Annotated in this window: 14 protein-coding genes; 3 read left to right on the forward strand and 11 right to left on the reverse strand. The window is 56.9% G+C overall.

Going from position 1 to position 23,754, the window contains the following annotated elements:
• Positions 1–50 precede the first annotated feature (50 nt).
• Positions 51–872: a glycerophosphodiester phosphodiesterase gene (locus ETAA8_RS16230; RefSeq protein ID WP_145090308.1), complete on the reverse strand. Its 822-nt coding sequence runs from the start codon at positions 870–872 to the stop codon at positions 51–53.
• Positions 873–1,111: 239 nt separating this feature from the next.
• On the opposite strand from ETAA8_RS16230, the gene ETAA8_RS16235 reads away from it, so the two are divergent.
• Positions 1,112–1,783 (forward strand): GNAT family N-acetyltransferase, encoded by a 672-nt coding sequence (locus ETAA8_RS16235; protein WP_145090311.1) that lies wholly within the window; start codon positions 1,112–1,114, stop codon positions 1,781–1,783.
• A gap of 123 nt (positions 1,784–1,906) precedes the next feature.
• Here the strand turns inward: ETAA8_RS16235 and ETAA8_RS16240 are convergent, their stop codons facing one another.
• The 6 genes from ETAA8_RS16240 to ETAA8_RS16265 form a co-directional block, all read right to left on the reverse strand.
• The gene (locus tag ETAA8_RS16240) at positions 1,907–3,106 is read right to left on the reverse strand and encodes a ComEC/Rec2 family competence protein (RefSeq protein WP_145090314.1); all 1,200 of its coding nucleotides are present in this window, start codon (positions 3,104–3,106) and stop codon (positions 1,907–1,909) included.
• Between the two features lie 42 nt (positions 3,107–3,148).
• On the reverse strand, positions 3,149–5,170 hold the full coding sequence (locus tag ETAA8_RS16245; protein ID WP_202921877.1) for a S8 family serine peptidase: 2,022 nt from the start codon (positions 5,168–5,170) through the stop codon (positions 3,149–3,151).
• 511 nt (positions 5,171–5,681) lie between these two features.
• A complete protein-coding gene (locus ETAA8_RS16250) occupies positions 5,682–7,712 on the reverse strand; it encodes a thioredoxin-like domain-containing protein (RefSeq protein ID WP_145090317.1) in 2,031 nt (676 codons plus the stop codon).
• Between the two features lie 226 nt (positions 7,713–7,938).
• Entirely contained in the window at positions 7,939–9,615 is a 1,677-nt protein-coding gene (gene bla, locus ETAA8_RS16255) for a subclass B3 metallo-beta-lactamase (protein ID WP_145090320.1), read from the reverse strand.
• Positions 9,616–9,671: 56 nt separating this feature from the next.
• Complete coding sequence (locus ETAA8_RS16260) at positions 9,672–10,685, reverse strand: SMP-30/gluconolactonase/LRE family protein (protein WP_145090323.1); 1,014 nt, start codon at positions 10,683–10,685, stop codon at positions 9,672–9,674.
• 105 nt (positions 10,686–10,790) lie between these two features.
• On the reverse strand, positions 10,791–13,124 hold the full coding sequence (locus ETAA8_RS16265; protein ID WP_145090326.1) for a hybrid sensor histidine kinase/response regulator: 2,334 nt from the start codon (positions 13,122–13,124) through the stop codon (positions 10,791–10,793).
• A 332-nt stretch (positions 13,125–13,456) separates the two neighbouring features.
• On the opposite strand from ETAA8_RS16265, the gene budA reads away from it, so the two are divergent.
• Positions 13,457–14,347, forward strand: coding sequence for an acetolactate decarboxylase (gene budA / locus ETAA8_RS16270; protein ID WP_202921878.1), 891 nt, complete (start codon positions 13,457–13,459; stop codon positions 14,345–14,347).
• 15 nt (positions 14,348–14,362) lie between these two features.
• On the opposite strand, the gene ETAA8_RS16275 is transcribed toward budA, so the two are convergent.
• The 3 genes from ETAA8_RS16275 to ETAA8_RS16285 are packed head-to-tail and all read right to left on the reverse strand — an operon-like array spanning position 14,363 to position 18,150.
• Positions 14,363–16,030 (reverse strand): CocE/NonD family hydrolase, encoded by a 1,668-nt coding sequence (locus tag ETAA8_RS16275; RefSeq protein WP_202921879.1) that lies wholly within the window; start codon positions 16,028–16,030, stop codon positions 14,363–14,365.
• Positions 16,027–17,034 (reverse strand): threonine ammonia-lyase, encoded by a 1,008-nt coding sequence (locus ETAA8_RS16280; protein WP_145090333.1) that lies wholly within the window; start codon positions 17,032–17,034, stop codon positions 16,027–16,029. The genes ETAA8_RS16275 and ETAA8_RS16280 overlap by 4 nt, the downstream gene beginning before the upstream one ends.
• Before the next feature lie 9 nt (positions 17,035–17,043).
• Positions 17,044–18,150 carry an alpha/beta hydrolase gene (locus ETAA8_RS16285; RefSeq protein WP_145090336.1) on the reverse strand — a complete coding sequence of 369 codons (1,107 nt, stop codon included), beginning with the start codon at positions 18,148–18,150 and terminating at the stop codon, positions 17,044–17,046.
• 168 nt (positions 18,151–18,318) lie between these two features.
• Between ETAA8_RS16285 and ETAA8_RS16290 the strand changes: the two genes are divergently transcribed.
• The gene (locus ETAA8_RS16290; RefSeq protein ID WP_202921880.1) at positions 18,319–19,962 is read left to right on the forward strand and encodes an FAD-dependent oxidoreductase; all 1,644 of its coding nucleotides are present in this window, start codon (positions 18,319–18,321) and stop codon (positions 19,960–19,962) included.
• Between the two features lie 15 nt (positions 19,963–19,977).
• Here the strand turns inward: ETAA8_RS16290 and ETAA8_RS16295 are convergent, their stop codons facing one another.
• The gene (locus tag ETAA8_RS16295; RefSeq protein WP_202921881.1) at positions 19,978–23,493 is read right to left on the reverse strand and encodes a caspase family protein; all 3,516 of its coding nucleotides are present in this window, start codon (positions 23,491–23,493) and stop codon (positions 19,978–19,980) included.
• Positions 23,494–23,754 lie beyond the last annotated feature (261 nt).

The raw sequence follows: 23,754 nt of genomic DNA on the forward strand, positions 1-23,754 counted from the left end.
GCGGATTCGGCACTCGATTCGCAAACGCTCTGACATGATTTCGGATCAGGCTATTGGTTGCGTTTTCGGCGAATCGCCGCTCGCAATTCGAGTGGGTAGTCGGTCAAAATACCATCCATCCCCACATCGGCCGCGCGCTGCCAATTGTCCGGAAGATTGCCGCTTACTGTTGTCCCGGCAATGAAGGCCCGCTTGCGAGCCTTATGCACGGCTGTCATCTGCGCTTGGGGCGGCAGATAGCGGAAATATACCCAGTCGGCGTTTCTTGCCGCGAGCGCAGCAGGGAATTCATCCTCGTCGTTGGCGACAACTGCGGTTTGGGCCTTGGGCGCAGCCAGCTTGATTTGCTCGCGCACTTGCGGCTCGGAAATCGTTCTGCCGATGAAGATCAGGCGGTCGAGAACCTGGTGTTCCTCGGCCAGGCGCACCACATCTTTTTCGACAAACGAGGCTTTAAGATCGACGGCAATCAGAACCTCATGTCGCCGATATTCCGCGACGAGCCTGAGAACCTCTTCGATCGTGGGCACTTTTTCGCCGGCGAATGACAGGTCGAACCAACTCCCGGCATCCAGTCGGCGGACTTGCTCCAGTGTCAGCTCGGAAACCTTGCCTGTACCGTTCGTCGTTCGCTCGACAGTGCTGTCGTGAATGCAGATCAGCTGTCCATCTTTCGTGCGTTCGACATCGAACTCGAACCCGCTGCGAAGTTCCAGGCAGGCCCGGAAGTTGGCAAGCGTGTTTTCTGGTGCGTGATGGAGGAGTCCGCGATGCGCAACGACGAGCGGGCGCGTCGGTTCGGCTCCCATCGAGGCGAGTGACTCGCCAAATTGGCAAAGTGAGAAGAGGATAAGGCAGATTCTGGTTTTCATGCAAGGTCCTGTAGTGAAGAGGCGATGGGTGCCGAGAGAGTGCTAGCCGTCCCCGGTCTAATCGTAATGGAGCCTATAAGCCATAGGTCCGGTACCAACCTCAACAAGCCAGCACGTCGCACCCGCGAGAAACCGCTGCCCACACGAGCATCTGGTCGTATGCTTTTTGTGTCTCGTGAACACATCGCGTGCCTGCGTGATTAAGTAGCCTTCAGATTTCAGCAAAGCAGAGTGTTTTCATGCTTCCCGCTAACTATCGCATCTCCCTCGTTGAACGGTCACATTGCCAGGCGATCATCGAAATCTGTCAACTGGTCTACCCCACGGAGAAGCCCTACACGCTCGAGGAGCTTGAGGACCACCTGCAAGTGTTTCCGCAGGGGCAATTCGTGGCAATCGACCAAACTTGCAACGAAGTTGCTGGCGTGCACTTTACGCTACGACTCCGCATGGCCGACTTCCACCTCGATGACTCGTGGGATGTACTCACCGCCGGCGGGACATTCCTGGACCACGTACCGAATGGTCCAACGCTCTACGGTGCAGATATCATGGTCCATCCCCGCCATCAACACCACGGACTCGGTCATGCTCTAACTGACCAGGCTCGCAGCCTCGTGCAGCAAGAGAATCTCTGGCGAATGGTGGGCGCAAGCCGTTTGCCGGGTTATGGCAAGTACCGCGGGGCAATGACCATCGAGCAGTACGTCGATGAGGTGATCAATGGCAAGCTGTTCGATCCTGTGCTCAGCGTTCACATGAAAGACGGGTGGTCGGTGGTACGGCCAATCCACGGTTATTTGCAACATGACGACGACAGCGCCGGCTGGGCCGAGGTGATTCAATGGGTGAATCCTGCTTGTCCACCCCCGCCCGAATTCGACCTGCGAAACGTTCCCATGCTGGTCTGATCGATCGTCATTCGCATAAGCCATCGCAGGCACTGCTGCGCACTGAGGCTTTGGAACTCGAGTCGGCCCCCGTTCAATGGCTAGTGGCGGCTCCGGGTGGCAGCTGATCAACAAGTCGCGCGCTCAGTAATTCACTGGCTCGAGCAAATCGACAATGATCGAAAGCGCAGAATCGTCGCGAAACTTCAGCGAGAAAGTTCTCCCCCGGCCGTTTTTGCGAGCTTCATAGGCCTGGATCTTGGTTCCGAAATCATGCTTGCCGTCGGCATTGGTTAAGTGAATCGTAAAGTCGTCCGAGTCTTCTCGACCGGGCTCCAGCATCTCTTCAAACGTATCGATATCAGGATTATTGTGCTCGCCATTTCCCGAAACCACGTAATGCCTCGCCCGCACACGGCGGAAGAACGTCTTCGTGACGTTGCGATTGCTGCCGTGGTGCATCAGCTTCAGTAGGTCGACGCTGAGCGTATCGCTACCGTTGTCGATCAACTCGGCGCTAATCAATCCTTTAAGCACATCGTCGCTGCGTGCATCGCCTGTCAGGAGCATGCTCTTTCCGCCAAACTCGGCCAAGACGACAATGCTGGAAAGATTGGGGACGGACAGATCTGCATTAGCAGCAAGCTCTGCGATGGTCTCCGGGGACGGATCATTTGCGATTTCTTGTTCCCACTTGTCGTGCAAATCGCTGATCCGCTTTTTGCTGGGGCCGATCACCGTCAGCGACAAGCCGTTGCCGAAGTCTAACTTTCGCGGGCCGTCATCAAGCGCTGCCACGAGAGCTGGAGATCCATCGGGATTCCGAAAGAAGAGATTCGGAGTGAGGCCCAACCGTTTGGCATCGGCGCGCAAGCGACGCCCCTGGGGGACACTGGCCAGCACATCGGAAATGAAGTGATCGCCGACGCTCGTCCCCAGAATCGGTGAATTGCGATCCGCCATCACCGACGCCACCACGCTCGCGATCTCGGCTGGCTTGTTCCCCAGGATTTCGTCAAAACTGTTGAACCAGAGAGTTCGAATGTCGTACAGCGGGCTGGACCCCTCATCGTCCCGCTCGATCGCCTCGCGTGTAAGTTCTAGCAGTCCGTCGATGTGGTCATCGTCGATATGGCTGACCATCAACATCTCGAGCGGCAACGGCACGTCTTCGTCGAAAAACGCAGCGTGAATCTCCTGCAGCCGCGCCTTGATCACATCATGATAGCCGGCCGCTGTCGGCCCGCCGTCGATCAATATGAACTTCGGATTGCTCGCATCGCCGTAGTGCAGAATCAACGCGTCGCCGTGGTCGGCCTGGAGCGCTTCCAATGAGAAGATCATCGTTCCTCCTGCATAATTAGTGATTTCCTGACAGGCAAAAAGTTAAACGGACTGTAGTGCACGCAGCACATCCAGCATTCCCGCCCCCTGGAACTCGCGAGTTCGTCCTAGGTCGGTCGCGGTCGAGCACAAAATGCGCTTGATGTCGGCGGGACGCCCGATTAATTCTGGATGACGCGCCATGAGGAGTGCTGCGGCCCCGCTGACGTGAGGGGCGGCCATACTCGTGCCATCGAGCGCTTTCGCATCCCCATTGGGAACGGGGGCCATGATTTTCTCGCCTGGTGCCAAGATGTCAGGCTTCGCGCGTCCATCGCCCGTCGGGCCGCGACTCGAAAAATACGATACGCCGTACCGGTGAGGATGGCTGCGATGCGTGGCACCGACCGTAATCGCCAATTCCGCATTTCCAGGATCCGTGATGCTAACCGCCCGATAGCCATCGGAGCGCAGACCCAGGTCGGTCGTGAACTGCGCGTAGCCAAGATTGCCAGCTGCTGCCACCACGACGACTCCCGAACCCACCAGTCGATCGCATTCATCGCAAATGGGAGTCCTGCCGCAGGCATAGTTAGCCACATCGTGCGGAATCGACATGCTGATGTTCACGCCATGAACAACCGGTTGATCTTTGCCAGAATTGATAAAGCGAATGAATTGCAGGGCGGCCAGCACGTTAAATTCAGCCCCTGTCGACCGTTCGTTAACGACCCGCAAGTCGTAAAGAGTGATATCGGGGCAAACTCCTTGCAGCACTCCGCCGGGTGGTCCTGGCTTATCGCCGGGGCGCCAATCGGCGGCCAGAATTCCCGCGACGTGAGTGCCGTGCTGAATCTTGGGAATCGAATTTTCGATTCCATTGGTGAGGTAGTCAACCTCGATACTGCTAGCGATCTGGTCCCACAACAGCATCTGCCCGTTCATAAGCGCGTCTTGAGTCGATTTGGCTTTCCTCTCGTCAACGGGATTGATTGAACTTGCTTCCGCGGTGCCCACAATCGGGATTTCGAGCAATTCTCGAAACTTAGTGAAATCGAACGTTTTGACGACGCGAGAATTGTGGACAGCCGTCTTCGGCTTAGCGCTTTGCTTTTTAGTTGGTTGCTCTTTGGTCGTCTTTGGACCGAACTCCGGCAGCTTCTTAACTCCAGTTTCATCGAATTTGCGAAAGGCAATGTGCGTGGCGTCAATTCCGCTGTCGATCACGGCCCAGCATAGATTATTGGATTTTGGTGTGAAGAGCAGGCGTGCCGCGTCGGCCTTAATTGTCGCCGTCGATTTGGAGGTGCTGATGGTGATTTGTCGATTCAATGAGACTGACCACAAATGAAAACCCAGTGGGTCGCTCTGTTTAGCTCCGTTCAGCAGGTTGCGCGTCGCTTCGATCAGCTTGGTTGGCGTGTGCTTATCGGTCTTTCGTTTTTCGACAACTTTTCTAGCGATGGTGCCGACAATGCGGATCATCCAAATCAAATCGTAGGAAATGGCATACGGTTCGGAGTCGGAATGCCGCGGGGCATCCGGGTTTTCCAGATGCTGAATCAATCTTTGCACAACGTCGGGATTGTCCAGCAAAGCGATAATTCGTTCCATTGTGGTTGGCGCGCTAACTTCCGACTCAGCATCCGATTCAGACTCGCCTTCCGCACTATCTTCATTCGCACCTTCGTCAATCGCCGCGAATTTGCAAACATACTGCTGCCACCACTTTGTCAGCGGCAGCGCCACGCGGATTAGTTCTGCAAAGGACAATCGCACGGCAACGTGAGTGTCGTTGAGCGACAGACGGTACTTTGGGACTGGTGAACCTTCAATGAGCTCTTGCGCAAGTCGCTTGCGAATCTCCTCGGCCAAGGCCGCCGCACTGGAATCGCGATGCGGATACAGCAGGAGATCAATCCGCTCATCGTCGGATTCGCTCTCTCGCTTCGACTTCTGGGGATCGGCCAGTGCGGCATAGGCCACCCAAACGTCGCCGAATATGGGTGAATCCTGCATGAAACGCTGAATCGACTCACTACGGAGCATCAGCGAACGAATCTCGTCGGCGAAGAGCGTTGGCAAGAACATCTCCTTCCCGGACTAGCATGGCAGCGAGATTGCTGGCCGTGCTCGGACTGAATTCAGCGAATGGCACTCCATAAGCTGGCAACAAAATGGGTATGAAGGCTAATAGCCGATTCCAACCGAGCGACCGCCTTGTTGGAGGACTATAGTTATGTCACAGCACACTACTAACCATCATTGCCATTCAAACCGATTGAACTCTAATGCATCGCACGTTATGAGGTCAACTAGTTTCTTGGTAATTGACACCTCACTGAAATAGACATTCATGCCCCCACACGTCTTATTATTAAGAACGTGTTTAGAATGGCGATTGCCTTTTCCGCTGCGAGCGCAAAAGCAAAAGCTATGGCGGGCAAAGGTTACCGCTTGAGTCGCAAGACTACGGCTTTCACGTAATTGGAAGTTGCGGACGCCATACATCGCCCGGGAAGAAGGACGAGGACGTTGTCGAATGCCCGCGAGAGAACAAGCAGTGTGCTAACTGGGCTACCAAACGGGCTCGTGTTTATTTCAATACGACGTGCTTGAGCTCCAGCCGAGTGTCTTCTGCTCTGTCGGATATTGCGATCCGGCCGGACCAGGTTACTTCGCCCGCTTTGCAAACGCCTTCGGCACCACTACGGCAATAGTAAAAGGCCAGTGAAATCATCACTGGACCGCCGGTAGCTTTCGCTTGCAATGGCAACTCCAGTTCGAAGTCCGACGCTGTCGCTTCGAGTGTTAACCACTTGCCGGTGGCCGCGGGGGCGACCACGGGGTTCTCCTCTGCGGCATGGACATAGTACCGAACCGGAGCCCCGGGATTCAGTTTGAAGTCGGCCGGTAGCGCCAGATTGATCGCAACCTTTAACTTGTCTTCTGTGGGTTTAATCGTTGCAGCTTCAAACGTGCGCGGCTTGCCGGAAACAGCGGGGGGCGAAACCACTTTTGCCAGAACTGGCGGGCCTAGACCTTTCAGCTCCAATTCTCTGGGCTGTGCATCTGCCGCCACCCCGATCACACGCACGGAGTGATTATTGGTGTCGGCGACAAATAATTGATCTCCGGCAATGCTCAGGCCCCCAGGCTCGTCAAATGAATTCGGGCCGCTCCCGGCCAGTGTGCGTACCGTTGCAGTCTTCAGATCGAGTTCTTTGATCTTGCTGTTGTAGGTGTCAGCAATAAACAGTTGGCCTTCGCGGTACGCCACGCCAAGAGGGTGTTGCAATAGAACCTGGTTGGCGGCCCCGTCCCGATCGCCAAACGTAAAGAGCCGATCGGCCGGCAGTCTCGCCGTGCCGAGGATTGTGGCTACGTCTCGACTGGCTCGCAAAGGAACTGCGCGAATCGAGCTTCCTTCGCTATCGGCCACAAACAGCACTTGCCCATCGGAGGCTAATCCGCTGGGCTGAGCAAATGAGGCATAGCCTTTTTGAAAGGGATTGCGCGCAAGCAATGGGCCGTCGATAATATCTTCGGCAGCGTTGCCCGCAAAGGGAAAGATTGCCCCGGAATCTAAGGTCATCCGCCAAATCTGATGCTGGCCGGCCATGGCGATGTATAAGTTGTTATCGTGCAGCAACAAATCCCAAGGACTAGCCAACTTGATGCCGAGCGGTCTGGCTGCGCCACGCACCGTAGGAACTCTTGCCTGCTCTCCACTTCCAGCCAACGTCGTGACGCGCCGAGTCTTCAGATCGACTTTTCGCAGCAAGTGGTTCTCGGTGTCTGCGACAAATAGTGTCTCCCCCTGCAAAGCCATTCCCTGGGGATGATCGAAAGAACATTGTTCGAACGTGCCATCTTCCCGCCCGATCGCGCCAGTGCCAATGATGTCCAGCACTTCGCCCGATAGTTTCGTGATAACGATGCGATTGTGTCCGCTGTCCGCGACAAACAGTCGGTCGCTGTCGGCGTCAGCCAATACCTTGCCGGGAAATCGCAACGGCAGGTCGGGGCGCGGTGGCCGGGTAGCATCGAAGCTGAGGGGCGTTTCGTCCAGCAAGTTGCGACGGCGATAACTGGGTATCGCTTGCTTAAGGAAGCGTGCGACCATTTCCGCAGCGAATTCGCCCTTATGATGCGCCACGAGGCGCCCTTCGGGATCGATGACCCGTAACGACGGCCAGGTGTCGACCGCATATTTCTGCCACAAGATCTGCCGCGGATCGTTGACAACCGGATGCTCGATCTCGTATCGCTCGATGGCCTCGCTCACGTTTTTGGCATCGCGTTCGTTTTCGAATTTTGCCGAGTGGACGCCGATCACTACAAGGTGCTTAGGGAACTCGTGTTCCAGTTGTTTCAATTCGGGCAGAATGTGCATGCAGTTGATGCAGCAGTAGGTCCAGAAATCCAGAATGACGAACTTGCCACGCAAATCGCGCAGTTCGATGGGACCAGCAGTATTCAGCCATTCGCCACCGCCGTCTAAGGACGGGGCGGGAATTCGGCCAGGAAGAAGCTCCAATTCCTGCGCTGACAGGGGAGAGGCCAGCACCATCGCGATGAAGCCGCCCGCCAACCAACAACGCCAAGTATTCAGAGTGGTAGTCATCGCCAGCCCTTCGCTATTGCACGCGACGACTCGTCATCGCGATTGGTACCCGTTTTCATCTGACAGCCGCGCTCGGCTACTTAGTCCATGCACCCCCCAGCCAAAACTCTTTCATTTTTGCTGGACAAGCTGTGGCCAAGCGAGGCAGTATCACGAACCAATTCAGTATACGAAAGAGGTCAAACCACCTGCGACCAAAATCGCGACAACCGAAGGTATCGCGAACTTAAGGAGCCAGCAGCCGGTCGAGCTTGGCACGCTCTTCAGCGGTCACTGGTTTCCAGTTGATTTGGATACCCGGAAGGAGCGTCTGTGCGCGTTCGATTTCCTGCGCCGGGAGGTCGACCTGGGACAGTTCCAGGCGTTTGAGATTCGGTAAGGCCTTCAGTTTTGCCAGGGCCTCGATCGAGAACTTCTGTTCGCCAAGCGTCAATGTGTCGAGCGATTTGAGCTGGGAAACAACATCGAGCGTACTGTCGGTCAAACTATGGGCGTTTGACGCGCCACCGTAGCGTCGCAATCGCTGCCCAAGATGCAGGCTCTTCAAATTAGTCAGCGATTTGAGCGACTCGTTCCCTGCCTCGGTTTGATAGGTGTGCCAGGTGCGGAAGTTTTCGAGTTGTGTGAGCTTGCCGACGGCGGCCATCCCTTCATCGTTAAATGGACATCCTGCGACCGTTAAACGGCGCAAGTTCTTCAATGAGGCAAAGGAAGCAAAGCCGCGCCCCGTGAAATCCTTCCGCTTGAGCGATGTGTGGAAGAACTTGATCTGCTTGAGATTCCCGAGCAAGGTAAGTTGCCAAAGTGCATCGTCGGAGAACTGGGCAGCGTTGGTAGATAGGTCCTCGAGTGCTGCCAAACCGGTCAGGTACGACAGAGTATTGTCGTTCAGCGCTTCGCCCGAAGTCGAGAGCGTCTTCAGATGCACCAGTCCGCTGAGGGCCTCGAAGTCGGCAATCGTGAACGTCGACAAGTCCTTAACCGCGACCCCGGTCACGTGCCCCTTGGTGAGCGTGACTTCAGCCCCCGCTTTGCGCAGTTGCTCGGCTGCTGCGCCCTCGTCGAGCGGTGCCGCTTGTTGGTCGGCCAGCTTCTTGGCAAACGTCACCTCCTTGAGCGTGACATACGCCTTGTAGCCTTGCGGATCGACAAACGGATTGCCCGGCAACTTCTTTTCCAGTCGCTCGTGCTTGGCAAGCATGTCGTAGTAGTTGCCATGAGCGCCTAAGAACACGTCGCAGGGGAGACTCTTGAGCAGGGAGAATGTCTGCTTGAAATCGTCGGTAATGGTGGGATAGTCCGTATTGCCAACCAGGCGATAACCGGGGTTCACGTTCGGACTCCCAATGACCACCACCCTCAGTTCCTTGTCGTCGACCGATTCTTTCCACGTCCAGGTTGTACACCCGCGAGTATGCCCCGGCGTGTGCCGGGCAATGAGCGTGACTCCGCCGAGTTTCACTTCGTCGCCATCCTTGAGCACGCGATCGACGGGGCATGCGGGCCAACGGCTATCGGCATACAGGTATTGTCCCGCACCACCGGCGGCAACCACCTTGTCATCCCCTACCATCACCAGCACCTTGGCCCCGGTCAACTCGCGCATTTTCGCGTGCCCGGCGACATGATCGGAATGCGCATGACTGGCGAGCAAGTACTTTACGTCGGACATCTTGAAGCCCAACGATTCAATTGCGCCCCGAATAAGCGGCACCGTTTCTTCGAAACTGCTGTTGATCAGAATGTGCCCTGCGGGCGTCGTGATCAGATAGCTGGCGAGTTCTGTCGATCCCACATAGTACGTATTGCCAGCCACGCGATGAGCGGGAAAAGGAGAATCGCCCCGTGCGGTAGCAACGCAGGCAAATAAGTACAACACGACAAACGAAAGAGAGCGAATCATGGAGAGGTCCTGGTCTAGAGGTGTGTCTGCAACTAAATTCGCGCGAAGCGAGTCATTCACCCGCCCGGTACACCCTGGGTATTCACAAACAATGAGTAAATCGACGTGCTGCCACACATGAAGAGCCGATTGCGATGCCTACCGCCAAAACACAGGTTTGCGCATCGCTCGGGCAGATCAATGCGTCCAATCAAGGTCCCTTGTGCGTTGAACACCGACACGCCATCGAGACCTTCTTTCCCCATTCCCCAACCGACCCACAGGTTCCCGTCGACATCGACCCGCAGACCATCCGGGGTGCCGTCCGGCTCAGCGGTCACTAGTGTACTGCCACCCGTTAATTCTTTGCCGCCATTAACGACGTCAAACGAGCGGATCACTCGCGGTGTAGCTCCGGCCTCCACGACATACAGCTTCATCTCGTCGGGTGAAAACGCCAGTCCGTTAGGACGTTTGACATCGCCCGCAACGACCGCCAGTGTTTTCGTGACGGGATCCCAGCGGTAGACATTCGTGGGTAATTCGATCGGGGCCGAATGTCCTTCGTAAAAGCCGAGAATGCCGAACGGAGGGTCAGTAAACCAAATCGAACCGTCCGACTTGCAGACGATGTCGTTTGGCGAGTTCAATGGCTTGCCGTCATAACTGTCCGCAATCACGGTAATCGAGCCGTCGTACTCCGTCCGCGTCACTCGGCGGGAATCGTGCTCGCAGGTAAGTAGCCGACCTTGACGGTCCCGAGTGTTGCCGTTGGAGTTGTTCGCGGGCTTGCGAAACACGCTCACGGTTTCCGTTTCTTCATCCCATTTCATGAGGCGATTGTTCGGAATGTCGCTCCAGACCAGATAGCGACCATCACCGAACCAAACCGGTCCTTCGCTCCAACGCATCCCCGATGCAATCTTTTCGACCTTGGCCAGATTCAAGCGGTACTTCGAAAAACTTGGATCGAGAATCCTGATGGCCGGGTCAGGATAACGCTGACTAGGTTGCCATTGCGCTTCGGCTGGTGCCGCGATGAGGAGCGTAGCAATCGCGCTGGCAGCAGCGGCTAAATCTCTGCGAATCATGTTCAATCGCCCAAGGTGCGGTTCGTTCAAATGTCCCAATAGGGCGAAGTATATCACGGCGCGAGCGGGCATTCCGCCAATTTTGACTCTGCTCCTGCACTGACCTTAGCGCCTGCATAATTCAGCCATAAGCTTTTCGAGATCGGCGAGGTTCACCGGTTTGACCAGATGCCCGTCGCAACCCGCCTTGCGAGATTCCGCTCGATCGTTTTCCTGCCCCCAACCGGTCAGGGCAATAATTGTCATCGAGCGTCCCCACGGTTGCTCGCGAATCTGCCGAGTGGCATCCAGTCCATTGAGTCGCGGAAGCCCGATATCCATGAGTATCACTTCCGGGCGAAAAGCTGACGCGGCTTCAATCGCTTCGAGGCCATCGTGAGCCGTGGTCACTAAATTTCCTAAGCACCTAAGCATCATCGACATCGATAGTGCTCCATCCCGGTTATCGTCCACGACTAACACGCGTCGCTGAGGATCGCGAGCAGCTTGGGCAAGTTCGGCCGGGGAAAGCGGGGCAGCAGTTTCCGCAATCGGTAAGCGGACGGTGAATGTGCTTCCCTGTCCTTCCGTGCTTTCGGCAGTGACTGAGCCACCGTGCATTTCGACCAGCCCTTTCACCAGTGCCAAACCAATACCCAGGCCACCCTTGCTCCGCTCGATGCTGCGGTCAACCTGGCTGAACATATCGAAAATCGTTGGCAATGCATTTGCTGGGATGCCGATGCCGGTATCTTGCACGGTGATGATTGCCTCTCCGCCCACGCGCAGCGCCGATAAGGAGATTGTGCCGCCCCGGTGTGTGTACTTCGCGCTATTGGCAAGCAGATTTGCGAAGACCTGCGCTAGGCGTGTCAGGTCGGCGTCCAGCACAATGTCTTCCGGCGGCAGCAGAACAGTCAATTGGTGCCCGGCCTCTTTGATGGTGGGGCCTGTTGCCTCCACAGCGCTGGCGACAACTTCGGCGAGCGTCACTCGACTCGGCCGGAGTTCCATCTTATTGCGGGTGATTCTCGAAACGTCCAGCAGATCGTCGATCAGGCGCACCATGTGTGAAAGTTGGCGGTCCATCATCTCTCGAGCACTGGCGATGGTGGCGGCGTCCCCCTCTGCCAATCGCATCAGTTGCAGGCCATTGCGGATCGGGGCCAACGGGTTCCGAAGCTCGTGCGCCAGTAGCGCTAAAAAATCGTCTTTTTTTCGATCCGCGTCGCGTAGCGCCTCTTCGGCCTCCTTTCGTTCGGTGACATCGCGTGTGGTACCGGCAACCGCCTCCACTTCGCCATTGGTTCCGAACACCGGAACAAGGATGTAGTCGTAAATCCGGCGACCAAAGGTACCGTTGAACGGCACTTCCCCTCGAACTGCCCTCCGTGTGGCGACTACTTCATCGATTTCTCGATCGTGCATGGCTGCATGCCACGGTTCGTAACCGATTTCCAGGCAGGTCTTCCCAATCGACTCGTCCCAGCTGCGGCCCCACATCTTTAGCAGGCCTTCGTTGGCATAGGCGAATCGATGTTCGAGGTCGAAGACGTAAGCGAGGTCGGGCGTGTTGGAGAGTATCGTCTCATACAGTCGTTTGCGCCGCTGCGATTCGCTGGTGACGCGAGCCAGGTCGTCCTCAGTGCGTTTCCAGTCCGTAACGTCGATGACGACACCGGGAAACCTGACAGGATGTCCCTTCGCATCGCGCTCGACCTTCCCTCGCGCAGTCACCCACTTCCATAAGCCGCCGGGTTGGGCAACGCGATAAGACGCTTCATAGCGATCTCCCGACTGAAGCACCCGTTCAATGAGCTTCTGCACGCGGGGCTGATCGTCGGGATGAATCGTCTCCATGATGCGAGAAATATTGCCACCGGCGACATCGCCCGGTGCCACTGCAAACATGCGGGCGAGACTGGCATCTCCATAGAAACGATCCGCCTGTACTTCCCAACTCCAGGTGCCAATGGCACCTGCATCCAGGGCTGCTTCCATTCGCGAGCGAATGTCGCGCAGTTCCTCTTCAGCTCGCTTGCGCCGAGTCACATCGCTGGCCGTTCCGAACCATTCAACAATGTTGCCGTCAGCGTCGAGAATGGGAATGGCCCGCGAAAACGTCCATCCCAGCGAACCATCGACACGCTTAACCTGGTGCTCCAATTCAAACGTTTCTTTCGCTGCAATCGCGGTCTTAATCGCTTCCTTCACACGCGCGTGCTCGAACGCAGGTACATTCAGATCCAACCAGTTCGCGATCGGCTCGGCATTGCTAGTGACGAAGTCGCGGCCGTCGAGCGGTTGCATTTGCGACCAGTCCGCGCTCATGCGGAAGACAACGTCTGATGTAGCAGTGAGTAACGCGCGATGACGCTCCTCGCTCCGTCGCAATGCGTCCACAGGCCCGTGATTGGCGGGGAGGCTTTCGGAGGCTTTGGCAGGAAATGATCCGGTCATGTCGATCCTGTTGGCCGCTGGGTCTGTTGTCCATTGACGCTACCAATCCTGCGCGTAGCAAATTCGCGAACGTCCCACCGCATCTTAACGAAAAAGCCCCCGACCGGACTAGGTTGAGCAGGGGCGATTGCAACACTTGTGCCGCCCCAAATATCTTCCGCGCCGCGGGGGTTGAAGTCGGGACATTTACTCGCTTTCGACCAACGTGGCTTTTGGCCAGCCAGCTAAGCGGATCGGCAATCGTTTGTGACGTATATTTTCGGGGGCATCTGCCTGCAGGGAAGCAACGGCAGAGCCGCTCGATGTTTTTAACTACGGTAAGGAAATGCTACATGCGTTCGCTCGACATTCGAACACAAACCACCCTTACTCGTGGCCCGCGTCCGCATTCAGCAGTCGTATTGTTCGCCTCAACTGCAATGTTGATCGTAGCCTTGCTTGGTACGGGATGTTCGCCATCGGCTACACCGGCGCAGGCAAGCACTTGCGATCATCACGTGGCATCCGATGCCAAGGACTCGCTCGTGCAGTTCTCGCTGCTGGCCGCTCTCGCGTCAGGCGATTACGAGAACGGTACTTCGCTGCGCGACGTTCTCGCCAGCGGCGACTTTGGCATCGGTACCTTTAGCCGTCTCGATGGCGAAATGATCGTCTTGAGCGGGCAGATGTACCAGGCCCTGGGTGACGGCACTATCCGACTTGCCAACCTGAACGGCTGCACGCCGTTTGCCGCAGTGACGTTCTTTGAGGAAGATGGTCAGTTCGAACACCTGGCTGCTGCCACGCTGGACGATCTCGATACTCAACTCGATCGCAAGCTGCCACGTCGTAATTCGCCGTATGCGTTACGAATCGATGGGGAGTTCGCTCAACTCACACTCCGCAGCGTTCCCGCTCAGTCGCCGCCATTCCAGCCTCTGGTAAGCGTCGTCAAGCATCAGTCGACCTGGGCACATCAAAAAGTACGCGGAACCCTGGTTGGCTTTCGTTGCCCTAGTTGGGTCGGCACGCTGAACGTTCCCGGCTATCACTGGCACTTCCTAAGCGATGACCGCAAACTTGGTGGCCATGTGCTGGCCTGCGAATTCGGTGACGGTACATTGCGTTTTGACGAATGCACTTCGCTGCTGATTCATCTGCCGCAGTCCACTGAATTCGATGCCTTCAACAACGACAGCGTCAAGCATCAAGACATTAATCAGATCGAACGTGAGCGGAAGTAACCTCTTCGTTTGTGACTACTTCAAGGCCGTTGCTACGGGGGCCAAAATGCGCGAGGCATGCAGCCGATTGTGATGCAGCGTGTTCACAGCTTTCACGGCATTCTTAGGAAACTCAATCGTCTGCGCGTCGCCTGTCTGTGGATTGGGTTCGTACAGTGGAGCGCCGGTGCTGGCGATGGTCACACGAATGCGGTGCCCCTTGGCAAAGATTTGACTTAGCCAGCCGATATCAAAGGCCAACTTGTGAACTTCTCCCGGCACCAACAGCGCTTCGTGATCCAAGCCTTCGCGATAACGGGCTCGCCACGGATACTCGACAATCACAATCGATCGCCCATCGGGATAGACATCGCTAATCCGCACCACAACGTCGGTATCGCGAGCTGTCGAGGAAAGCATTAATTCAGCCCGCACGCGGCCCGTCCATTCCACCGGTTCAGCCAGCGGCTCGGTCGTAAACGTCCGAACCTCGGCCTGCTTCTCGAATGGTCTCCCGTCCTTTGCTCCCAAAAATGCTGCGCCGGGCATTTGCATGGGGTTTAGCGGATCGCTCACGTAGCTCGTCGATCCCTGGATGCTGGTTGGTGGTACCGAACTTAGGGCACCTTCCGCTTGCAAATAGAGCGGAGACATTTCCACTCGCGGCGGCCAGTCGTCGGCAGTTCGCCAAACATTGCCCGGCGCACCTTCGTCACCGACGGCCCCCATGACGTAGTACCGCACGGCAGGCTCACGCTCGATGCCGTTCTCCTTTTCCTTGAGCCAATAATCGAACCAGCGAACCATGTGCTCGTGCTCGGGCCAGGTGGCATTCGCGGGATAAACCAGTTCGCCCACGCGGCTCCCTTTGTTCAATCGGCCATGCAGCCACGGGCCAATAATCAACTGCTGCTTGCCGCGCGAGTCGGGCCCGCCCTTGTGCTGACGTCCTTGAAAACTGGCAATCGAACCTTGATTCATGAAGTCGTACCAGCTGCCGATGGTGAAGCAGGGAACATTCATCTTGTCGAAGTGAAGCGAACAGTCTTCATCGCGCCAGTAGTCGTCGTAATGCGGATGGCGAAACCACTCGGCAACTAGCTGGCGATTGTCCTCCGGATTGCGACACACTTTTTCCATGGTGGCGAAGCGCGTGGGACGCGTGATGCCACCGAGGCGATAGCCTTCCTGAAATAGACTCAGCCCGGTATCGACCATGTATTGGCACTTCAAATGCGGCGGCTGAGTCACCGCCAAGTAGTTTTGTGCATAGCCTCCTTGCGAACTGCCAAAGGTTCCTACTTTGCCCGTCGACCACGACTGCGCGGCCAGCCACTCACAAGTGTCGTAGCCATCTTTCAGCTCTCCCCAAGCGAGCGCGCGATAGCCAACCCAAGTCCCCTCCGAAAGATGCGTCCCACGGAAGTTGACCAGCGCTACGACATAGCCACTTTCTGCGAGCTTGGCCGCTGCTTTGCGAGTGGCAGCGCCACGCAGGTCCGCGTAACGTTGTTCGAACACGACGGGCCACGGGCCCAAGCCCGGTGGAATATAGAGATAGGCGGACAGTCGCTTGCCGTCGCGCATCGGAATCATCTCATGCCGCTCGGTGATCGTTCCGAGATCAACAGTCGGTTGAGCTGCCGCAATAACAGGCCCCAGGCCGAGCAGAAATGCGATGAAGAGCAGATAGCGCTGGTTCATGATTCACGAGTCCAATTGCGAAAGGCTGTTTCATCGACATTGCGGCCACTGACGACCACAACCACGTCGCCATCGCCGCTCAGGTCAATCTGCCCGCTCAGCAGCGCTGCCGCAGTAATGGCGCCTGAAGGCTCCGTGCGAAGTCCATGCTGTTCATAAAGCCAGCGCATCGCCTGTTGCGTCGCCGCATCTGGAATGGCCAACGATTGCTTCACCAGCTTCTGCAAGATTGGCCAGTTATGCTCGCCAACGTCGTACGACAACAGGCCATCGCAGATGCTGCTCGGCCGTTCCAACCGCACTCGTGAACCCGCAGCCAGCGATTGGCGAAAATCATCGGCCCCAGCAGGTTCCACCCCAATAATGTTGGCCTGAGGAAAACCGTCGGCAATGGCAATTGCCTGGCCGGCCATCAGTCCTCCGCCGCTCACGGCACAGAAGAAATGGGAGATGCCGCGACCATCGCGTTGTAAGTCGCGCACCACTTCGAGAGCCCCGACGCCATTGCCGGCAATTACAAAAGGATCGTCGTAGGGCGAGGCCTGGATTGCCTGCTCTTGCTCGGCGATCTCCCGCGTAATGCGATCGCGTTCCCCCGTTTGATGGTCGCGCGCGATGTCGTAGGTTCTCACTTCCGCACCGAAGGAGCGAGTGCGTTCGAACTTGATGCGCGGGGCTGTTTCTGGCATCACCACAATCACGCGTTTCTGGTACCGCATGCCCGCGAACGCGATGCCCGAAGCAAAGTTGCCGGACGAGTGCGCGGCAACAGGACTGTCACCAATTCGTTCCAGCGAGTTTGCCATCCAATTCAGCGCGCCCAGCAGCTTGAAGGAGCCAGCTGGAGTCCAACCATAGTCCTTCAGCCAGACTCGCCTGCTTGCTGGGAGCTTTAGCTCGCGTTCCAACGCATAGGAGCGAATGAGAGGCGCGGGAGACACATGCTGGCGAATCACTTGTTCCGCAGCATGAACATCGGCAATGGTGGCAATTTTGAAAGACATGCGCAACTGCTATTTCTTGTGCTGCAGAAGTTTGTCTAAAAACTGATACGACTCTTCGCGCACGTCGGGAGGAAAGTCGTGCCCGCATTCCGGATAGCGAACCTGCAAACGATCGGGGACCTGCCATAATTCATACACTTCGCGTACCACGGGGATTGCCTTCTTCACGCCGGCCACATCAAAGTTGCTATCTCGCATGGGCGAGCAGGAAAAGAAACCGCGCGGCGCGAGGGCTGAAATCAGTTCGTAAAAGTCGAACGGCAGGCGACTCGCTTCAGCGCCGTATTCGCTCCGAATGCGCGGCGCGTATCGTTCGCCGGACCAGCCGCTGATCTTGCCGCCTTCATAGTCTGGCATGGGTGTCCAGCCGCAACTGGTGACGACCGCCTGCACTCGAGAATCGAACACACCGAGAAAGATCGAGTTGTGACCTCCGAGTGAATGACCGATAGCTGCAATCCGCTTCGCATCGACGTTCTCGTGCCTGGCGAGCAGATCGACGCAACGCATGTGATTCCAGATTCCCTTCATCGAGCCCGACAAATAGCGATCCTTACTGAAGTCATACGAATACTCGCCCAACGACGGATAGTCCGGCGCGATCACCACGTAACCGCGCTCGACCAATTCGCGCCCATAGTGCAAATTCTTCAGTCCACTGAGGCCAACCACCTCATCCTTGCCAAGTTTGCCGTTTGTCTGATGGATGGCAATGATCCCCGGTACTATCCCCTTCAGCCCCTTGGGAACCAACAGCCAGGCCAGCAGCGAATCTCCGTCATCCACTTCAATCTTCAGCTTCTCGCGGGTGTGAGTTTCGGTCTCTGCGCGACTCCCTGGTACCACTTCAAATTTCACTGGCCCCAACTGGCTCCGATCGGGCAGTGGGCCGAAGACCGCCTCGACCCCGACGATAATATCCTTGCGGCGGCGCTCCCAGTCGGCCCGCGATTGCACGGGCTGCTCCGTCCCTTGATCGTCGACGAAGTACATCACCCGTTGATGATTCTTGGCTCGCGGCGTGGGAAGTTCATGCGCCCAGCAGAGGCAAATTCGGCCAGAGCTTGGGGCCATCAGTGCCAGTGCCACGATTAATGGGAGCAGGCGATTGAACATGACCGTCTTGGGAAGGATAAAGATGGAAGTATCTCTTGGGCGAAGTTGACCGAGAGTCTACGCGGTGCGAAGTTCGCGCCACGGCGTGTGAGCGAGATTATATTGGTTCCTCCGCGCGGCCACTATCAGGCGGCACTCGTTTAGTCGTAACAGCAAGGAACTCCTGCGATGAATTCATTGGGTGTACGGCTGCTGTTGTTGTCCGTGGTGATGCTTAGCACTGGTACTGTCCTTCGCGCAGAAGAGCAGGCCTATGACGTGGTGGTGGTTGGCGGAACGCCGGGAGGGATCGCGGCAGCTGTCACGGCAGGAAGACTCGGCCGGCGCGTGGCACTGGTGGAGTACCACGATCATCTCGGCGGCATGTCGGCCTCCGGTTTGGGCAAGAGCGACGTCGAAAACCGGGCGATGATCGGCGGACTATTTCAAGAATTTACCCAGCGCATCTTCGCTCATTATGTGAAGACCTACGGCACTGATAGCGAAAACGCACAGCTTTGCCGCGAAGGCTACTACTTTGAACCAGCGGTCGCGGAACATGTATTCGAAGGGCTGATTCGCGAGCAGCCGACAATAGCAGTCATCAAGGGAGCCCGGCTCAAGTCGGCGGAAGTGGTCGAACAGTGTGTGCGGTCGATTGAGGTGGTTTCGCGGGGCGATGGAACCGCGCTCCGATTGGCTGCGCCGGTCTTCATCGACGCAACTTACGAGGGGGACCTATATGCCGCAGCCGGAGCCGAGTTTCGCCTTGGGCGCGAATCGCGCGCGGAATTCAAGGAGCCTCACGCGGGGGTTGTTTACTTTGACTATCAAAAGCACGAGTTTCTGAATGGGTCGTCAGGCGCTGCCGACGAGCGACTGCCGGCGTATACGTATCGACTTTGTTTGACGACAGACCCGAAGAACGCGCAGCCGCTAACGGAGCCTCCCGCCGATTACGACCGACGCAATTACCTCGGCTACTTCGACGACCTGGCTGCGGGTCGACTGGCTGGTCCGAAGGTCTTCAAGGCAGGCCGCGGTTACAACCCGGCTCATTTCGATACGCTGGTGCGAGCGCTATCGGTGACAGAGATTCCGAATGGCAAGACCGATGTGAACATCAATCCTCGTCCCTTGGGCTTTCCATTTTGCGAGGAAAATAAGGGCTATGTCGGCGGCGACGATGCTACCCGCCAGCGGATTTGCACTCGACATCGCAACCTGACGCTCGGGCTGTTGTGGTTTTTGCAGCACGACGAGCAAGTTCCTGCCGCACACCGCGAATTGGCTCGCCAATATCATCTCCCCAAGGACGAGTTCACCGACAACGGTCATTTTCCCTTTCAGCTATACGTGCGTGAGGCCCGGCGCTTAGTGGGTGAGTACACATTGACCGAGCACGATATTACGGGCGATGGCCGCGATCGTCGGCCGCGTCAGCAGCCGGACACTGTAGCCGTGGGTGAGTTCCCCATCGATAGCTTTCCTTGCCGGAAACGGCAGCCCGGCGACGACTTGGTGCTCGAAGGTTATCTTGGCATGCTGGACTACATCACGCGGCCTTATGAGATCCCTTATCGGATCATGATTCCGAAAAAGATCGACGGCTTGATCGTCCCCGTAGCTGCCTCTACCACGCACGTGGCCTACTCATCCATTCGGATGGAGCCAACCTGGATGTCGCTCGGGCAAGCTGCCGGAGCTGCCGCCCATTTGGCAATTAAAGGCGACAAATCGCCACGTCGAGTGTCGATTCCCGACCTGCAACAGTTGCTCAAGAGCCAGGGGCAGGTGCTCAAACATAGCGAGCCGAAGCAACCGTCGAAATGATCGGCAGGCTAGCACTCAATCGAATGTGCGTTGCCCCTTCGAGAGGACCTCGCTGGTCTCAATTCCTTTAGGCAGGTCGAACGGGAAGCCAGCATTCACCGGCTTCAGCGCTACCGCACCAGCTGGAAGAGTGCGAGAGATGGAAAGACCCCGGACGGGGTCGATCCAACGGAGTTGCAGTCGCGACGATGTCAACTTAGCAGTTTCGACATCCTCGAGCGGACCTTCGGTCAGATCCGAAGCCGCTTCGCGCTTTCGTAGTTGTGCCAATTCGTGCTGCAATTCATCAGGCAATGGAAGGCGATAGTCGGCGTTGTAACAGCCGCGTTTGACCGCTGCTACGTAGTACTTGCCCTCCAGGCAGAAGTGCCGGCTGACGCCGCCGGGCACATCGAGCAGCAAATAACACTGATCGTCAAGCAGGTAGACGGCCAGGACCGGCGCATTCTGTTGCGGCTTGGTATAGAACTCGCCGCGGGTCGCTTCCCATTGCACTTCCAGCAGGTCTTTCACGTGCTTGGGCTTCATTCGCAGTTTCGTCCGCAGCACGCTGTCGAAATACGATCGCAAATAAGCCCCGGCATCTTCCGGCCGCTGCAAGAAATCTCCCGCGAGCGAACTCTTGGGAAGAACCAGCCGGCATAGGTATAGGAGTTGTTCGGCATCTTCGGCCAAATGAAAGCGATCGGAATCGGGGACTTCATCGGCAAGCACCTTCGACGAAAGGAGCAGCATTTCCAACTGATCGCGGTGCAGATTCCCATTCAATTCGTCGCACAAGTCGTGGATCGTTTTGCGCAGGCGACTAAGCGAATCCAATTCGCGGGGACCTTTCGTCCCGCTGATGTCAGCAGATGCTGCAACAGGCGGAAGTGGCAACCGCGCTTCCTTTTCGGCAAACACGTCGACGATCGCCTCGGCAAGCTTGGCCAGGGTTCCATTGACTTCGACGGAGCGAAGGTGCAACGCATCGTGCAAGCCGTGAGCCTCTTGGCAATACTTCGTCGCCAGGTCAACGTCTTGAACCTTAGACGGCAAGCTCAAAGTAACCGCCAACCGATAGAGCAGGGCCATGCGCCGTTGATTACGGGTGGTGCCAGCCGGCATTGAAGCGCAGGCCTGCAAAGCGCGGCGATAATCGTCGGCCGCTTCGCGCAGGTCGCGTTCGGCTGCATCCCCAAACAGGTTGCAGTCAGCCAGTCGTTCCTGCGAATTAACCAGGCGCTCGAGCAGGCGTTTCTCGGCATCGCCAGTGACCTGAGCGTTAGCCGCCCCTTGTTTCAATTGCGACATCGCCTCGGCGGTCATCTGCACGATCAGCCGGAAGTCTTCGACCGCTTCATGCTCGTGCCCGCGGAAGCGCTTCGCCATTGCGAGTCCGTGCAAATGGTGGAGGTAACGGACGAGCGAGTGGTAGTCGTAGCCAAGCATCACTTTCAGATCGGCCCAGCGGGTATCGACAGTCGATGACTCTGGCAGAAGCAGCGGTCGAACAGGTTCGCTGCGGTCGACGTCGTTCGTGGTGCGACTCAAGCGGGCCAGAATCTCGTTGGCTTGGCGAAAATAGAGTTGCGCCTCAGAAATGCGCCATTGTTCCATGTTGGCCCAAGCCACTTTGTTCAGCACAAACACCATTAACTCGTGCTCCGCATCGAAGCCACGAGCCACGTGCAGCGCCGTGTTGAGCAGGTCGTTCGCGCGGCCCCAGCGATTTTGTCGCTGCCAGGCTTCAGCTTCGCTGCACAGGACAAACACTCGAAATGCTGGTGGTGCGCTACCGGCGATAATTCGCCGCGTCGCGCCGGGCAGTTCCGATTTGATGCTGGCCTGTGGCGCGACGCCTTCGGAGTCCGGCGGGGTAATAGGCTGGCCGAGCATATCGACCGTTTTTGCATTCGGGGTCAAATCGGAACCAAACAGCCCGAGTGCTTCGTGAAATTGAGTTGCAGCGCCCACGTAGTCGCGCTTCACCATGCTCAGGAACTGCCCGTAGTCGGCATGGCAGAGAGACTTGAGGGCCAGTTCGTTTCCAATGTTTACATCGAATCGCGCGAGGGCGGCGAGATAGGCCGCCTCAACTTCTTCCGTTTCGTTAGTCTCCTGATGCAAAAAGTGTTGAGCCACTGCGAGCAGATGCAAATCGCTGGCAGTCAAAGCCTGCTGTTCCTCGGGAGTCAGGCAATCGAAATCGTCCACGATCTGATTGACGGTGCTGCGCGAGTCCTTCGTTGTTTTAGTCAGCAGACTCTTGAAATGATTCAGCCGCAGTTGCAACAGCTTGCGTTTGATTGGATCGCCACTCGCGTCGCGCAACTTATTGAGTTGCTCTTGCAATTCGCGATGGAGGTCTTCAGCCAGTTTGTGGAGTTCGTCGCTACGAATGGCCGAAGATTGCAGGGCGGCGCGTTCAGGAATGGTCTTCTCCAGGATCATCAAACGCAAACTGGGGACGAACCACGGCATTTCATCGAACCACCAATTGCCGTGGTCGCCGGGGACCATGGCCTGCAACAGGCGGAATTCTTCTTTGCTGGTACGATGCAAAGCGAACTCGGCGACAGCTTCGGGAGTGGAAGCCGGGAAGAACGAAAACTCGCCGTCCACTTCGCCCAGCAGGCGGCAATCGGGACTTTGGCCGTTCGGCAAGTTCTTTAGTTCTGGCAGCATGTAGGTGAAGAGTTGATTGACGCCGATCCGGGCATGGTCGCTGTCTTCTCGGGCGGGAATGCGCCGCAGGCCTTGCAACAGGGCCGCCGTAAATGGTGAATTCGCCCCAATGCCGTCCGAAGCCCGCTGGCGATCGCGGCATGAGGCCATGGCTTGAATCGAGCCCTTGGCTTCGAACAAGGCATTCGAGCGGCGATCGTCGGCCTCGCTGCGCGAACGCGCCCGGAGCGAGAAGATTTCGCCTGAGTGGCAGCAATCGAGGACGAGCATTTTGTGTTTGGCCGGGCAAGCATCGAGCAGCGGGAGCAGGTCCTTGTGCATCCGCAGGCAGCCCCCCTTCAATTTGCCGCGTTCAGTGAACTCGACATTCGCGGCGTAGATGGCGCCCCGTTCGTCACTTTCGTTTTCGATGCGCGTGCCGTGTCCGGAGAAAAACACCAGCAAGCTGTCGTCGGGCTTAATCTTGGCTTCGTCCTTGAGATCGTTCAGGGCGCGTTCGATTTCTTGCTTGGTCGCAGTTGGGCCTTGCAGCAGCAGCACGCATTGCGGCTCGTAGCCGTACAACTTGATGAGCACTTCTTGCAATACTTGGGCGTCGTTCTCGGCATTCCGCAATGGTGGCACGAGGCTTCGGGCCGCTTCGGGCAGGACGGTCTTCTCGTAGTTAATGCCAATTACCACGGCCCACGAACGACGATAGCCGCCGGCCTTGGGTATACCGCTGACAATGTTAATTCCGGCTTCGTCGGGTTCAGCGGCAAAAGGTGTTGCAGGCTGCGCGCAGAGCAGACCATTGGCCAATGGACTGGTGAGTAAGCAGCTGCAAATCAACAGGACGATCCGGCGCAGGGCAATGGAGACCACTGTCTGGACTCTTTTTTCGAAAGGAATCAGCGTCATCCTGACGGGCAGGTCATCCTTGATCTTCTCAACACCAGCGGGCAAAACGCTTAGGGGTGACATCCAGGTAGCCACTTAATGTACTTAGGAGCAGTTGTCCTGAGCAAACTGATTTGGGGGCGATTTTTACGCGTTTCGGGCGGATTCAAGCAGTTCAACAGGACTGCACGCTTCCAAGCTGCCCGATCGTCACTCCTTAACATTTGCCGTAGCATTGCAGAAGTT

This window comes from Anatilimnocola aggregata, assembly GCF_007747655.1.
GTDB classification, from domain to species: domain Bacteria; phylum Planctomycetota; class Planctomycetia; order Pirellulales; family Pirellulaceae; genus Anatilimnocola; species Anatilimnocola aggregata.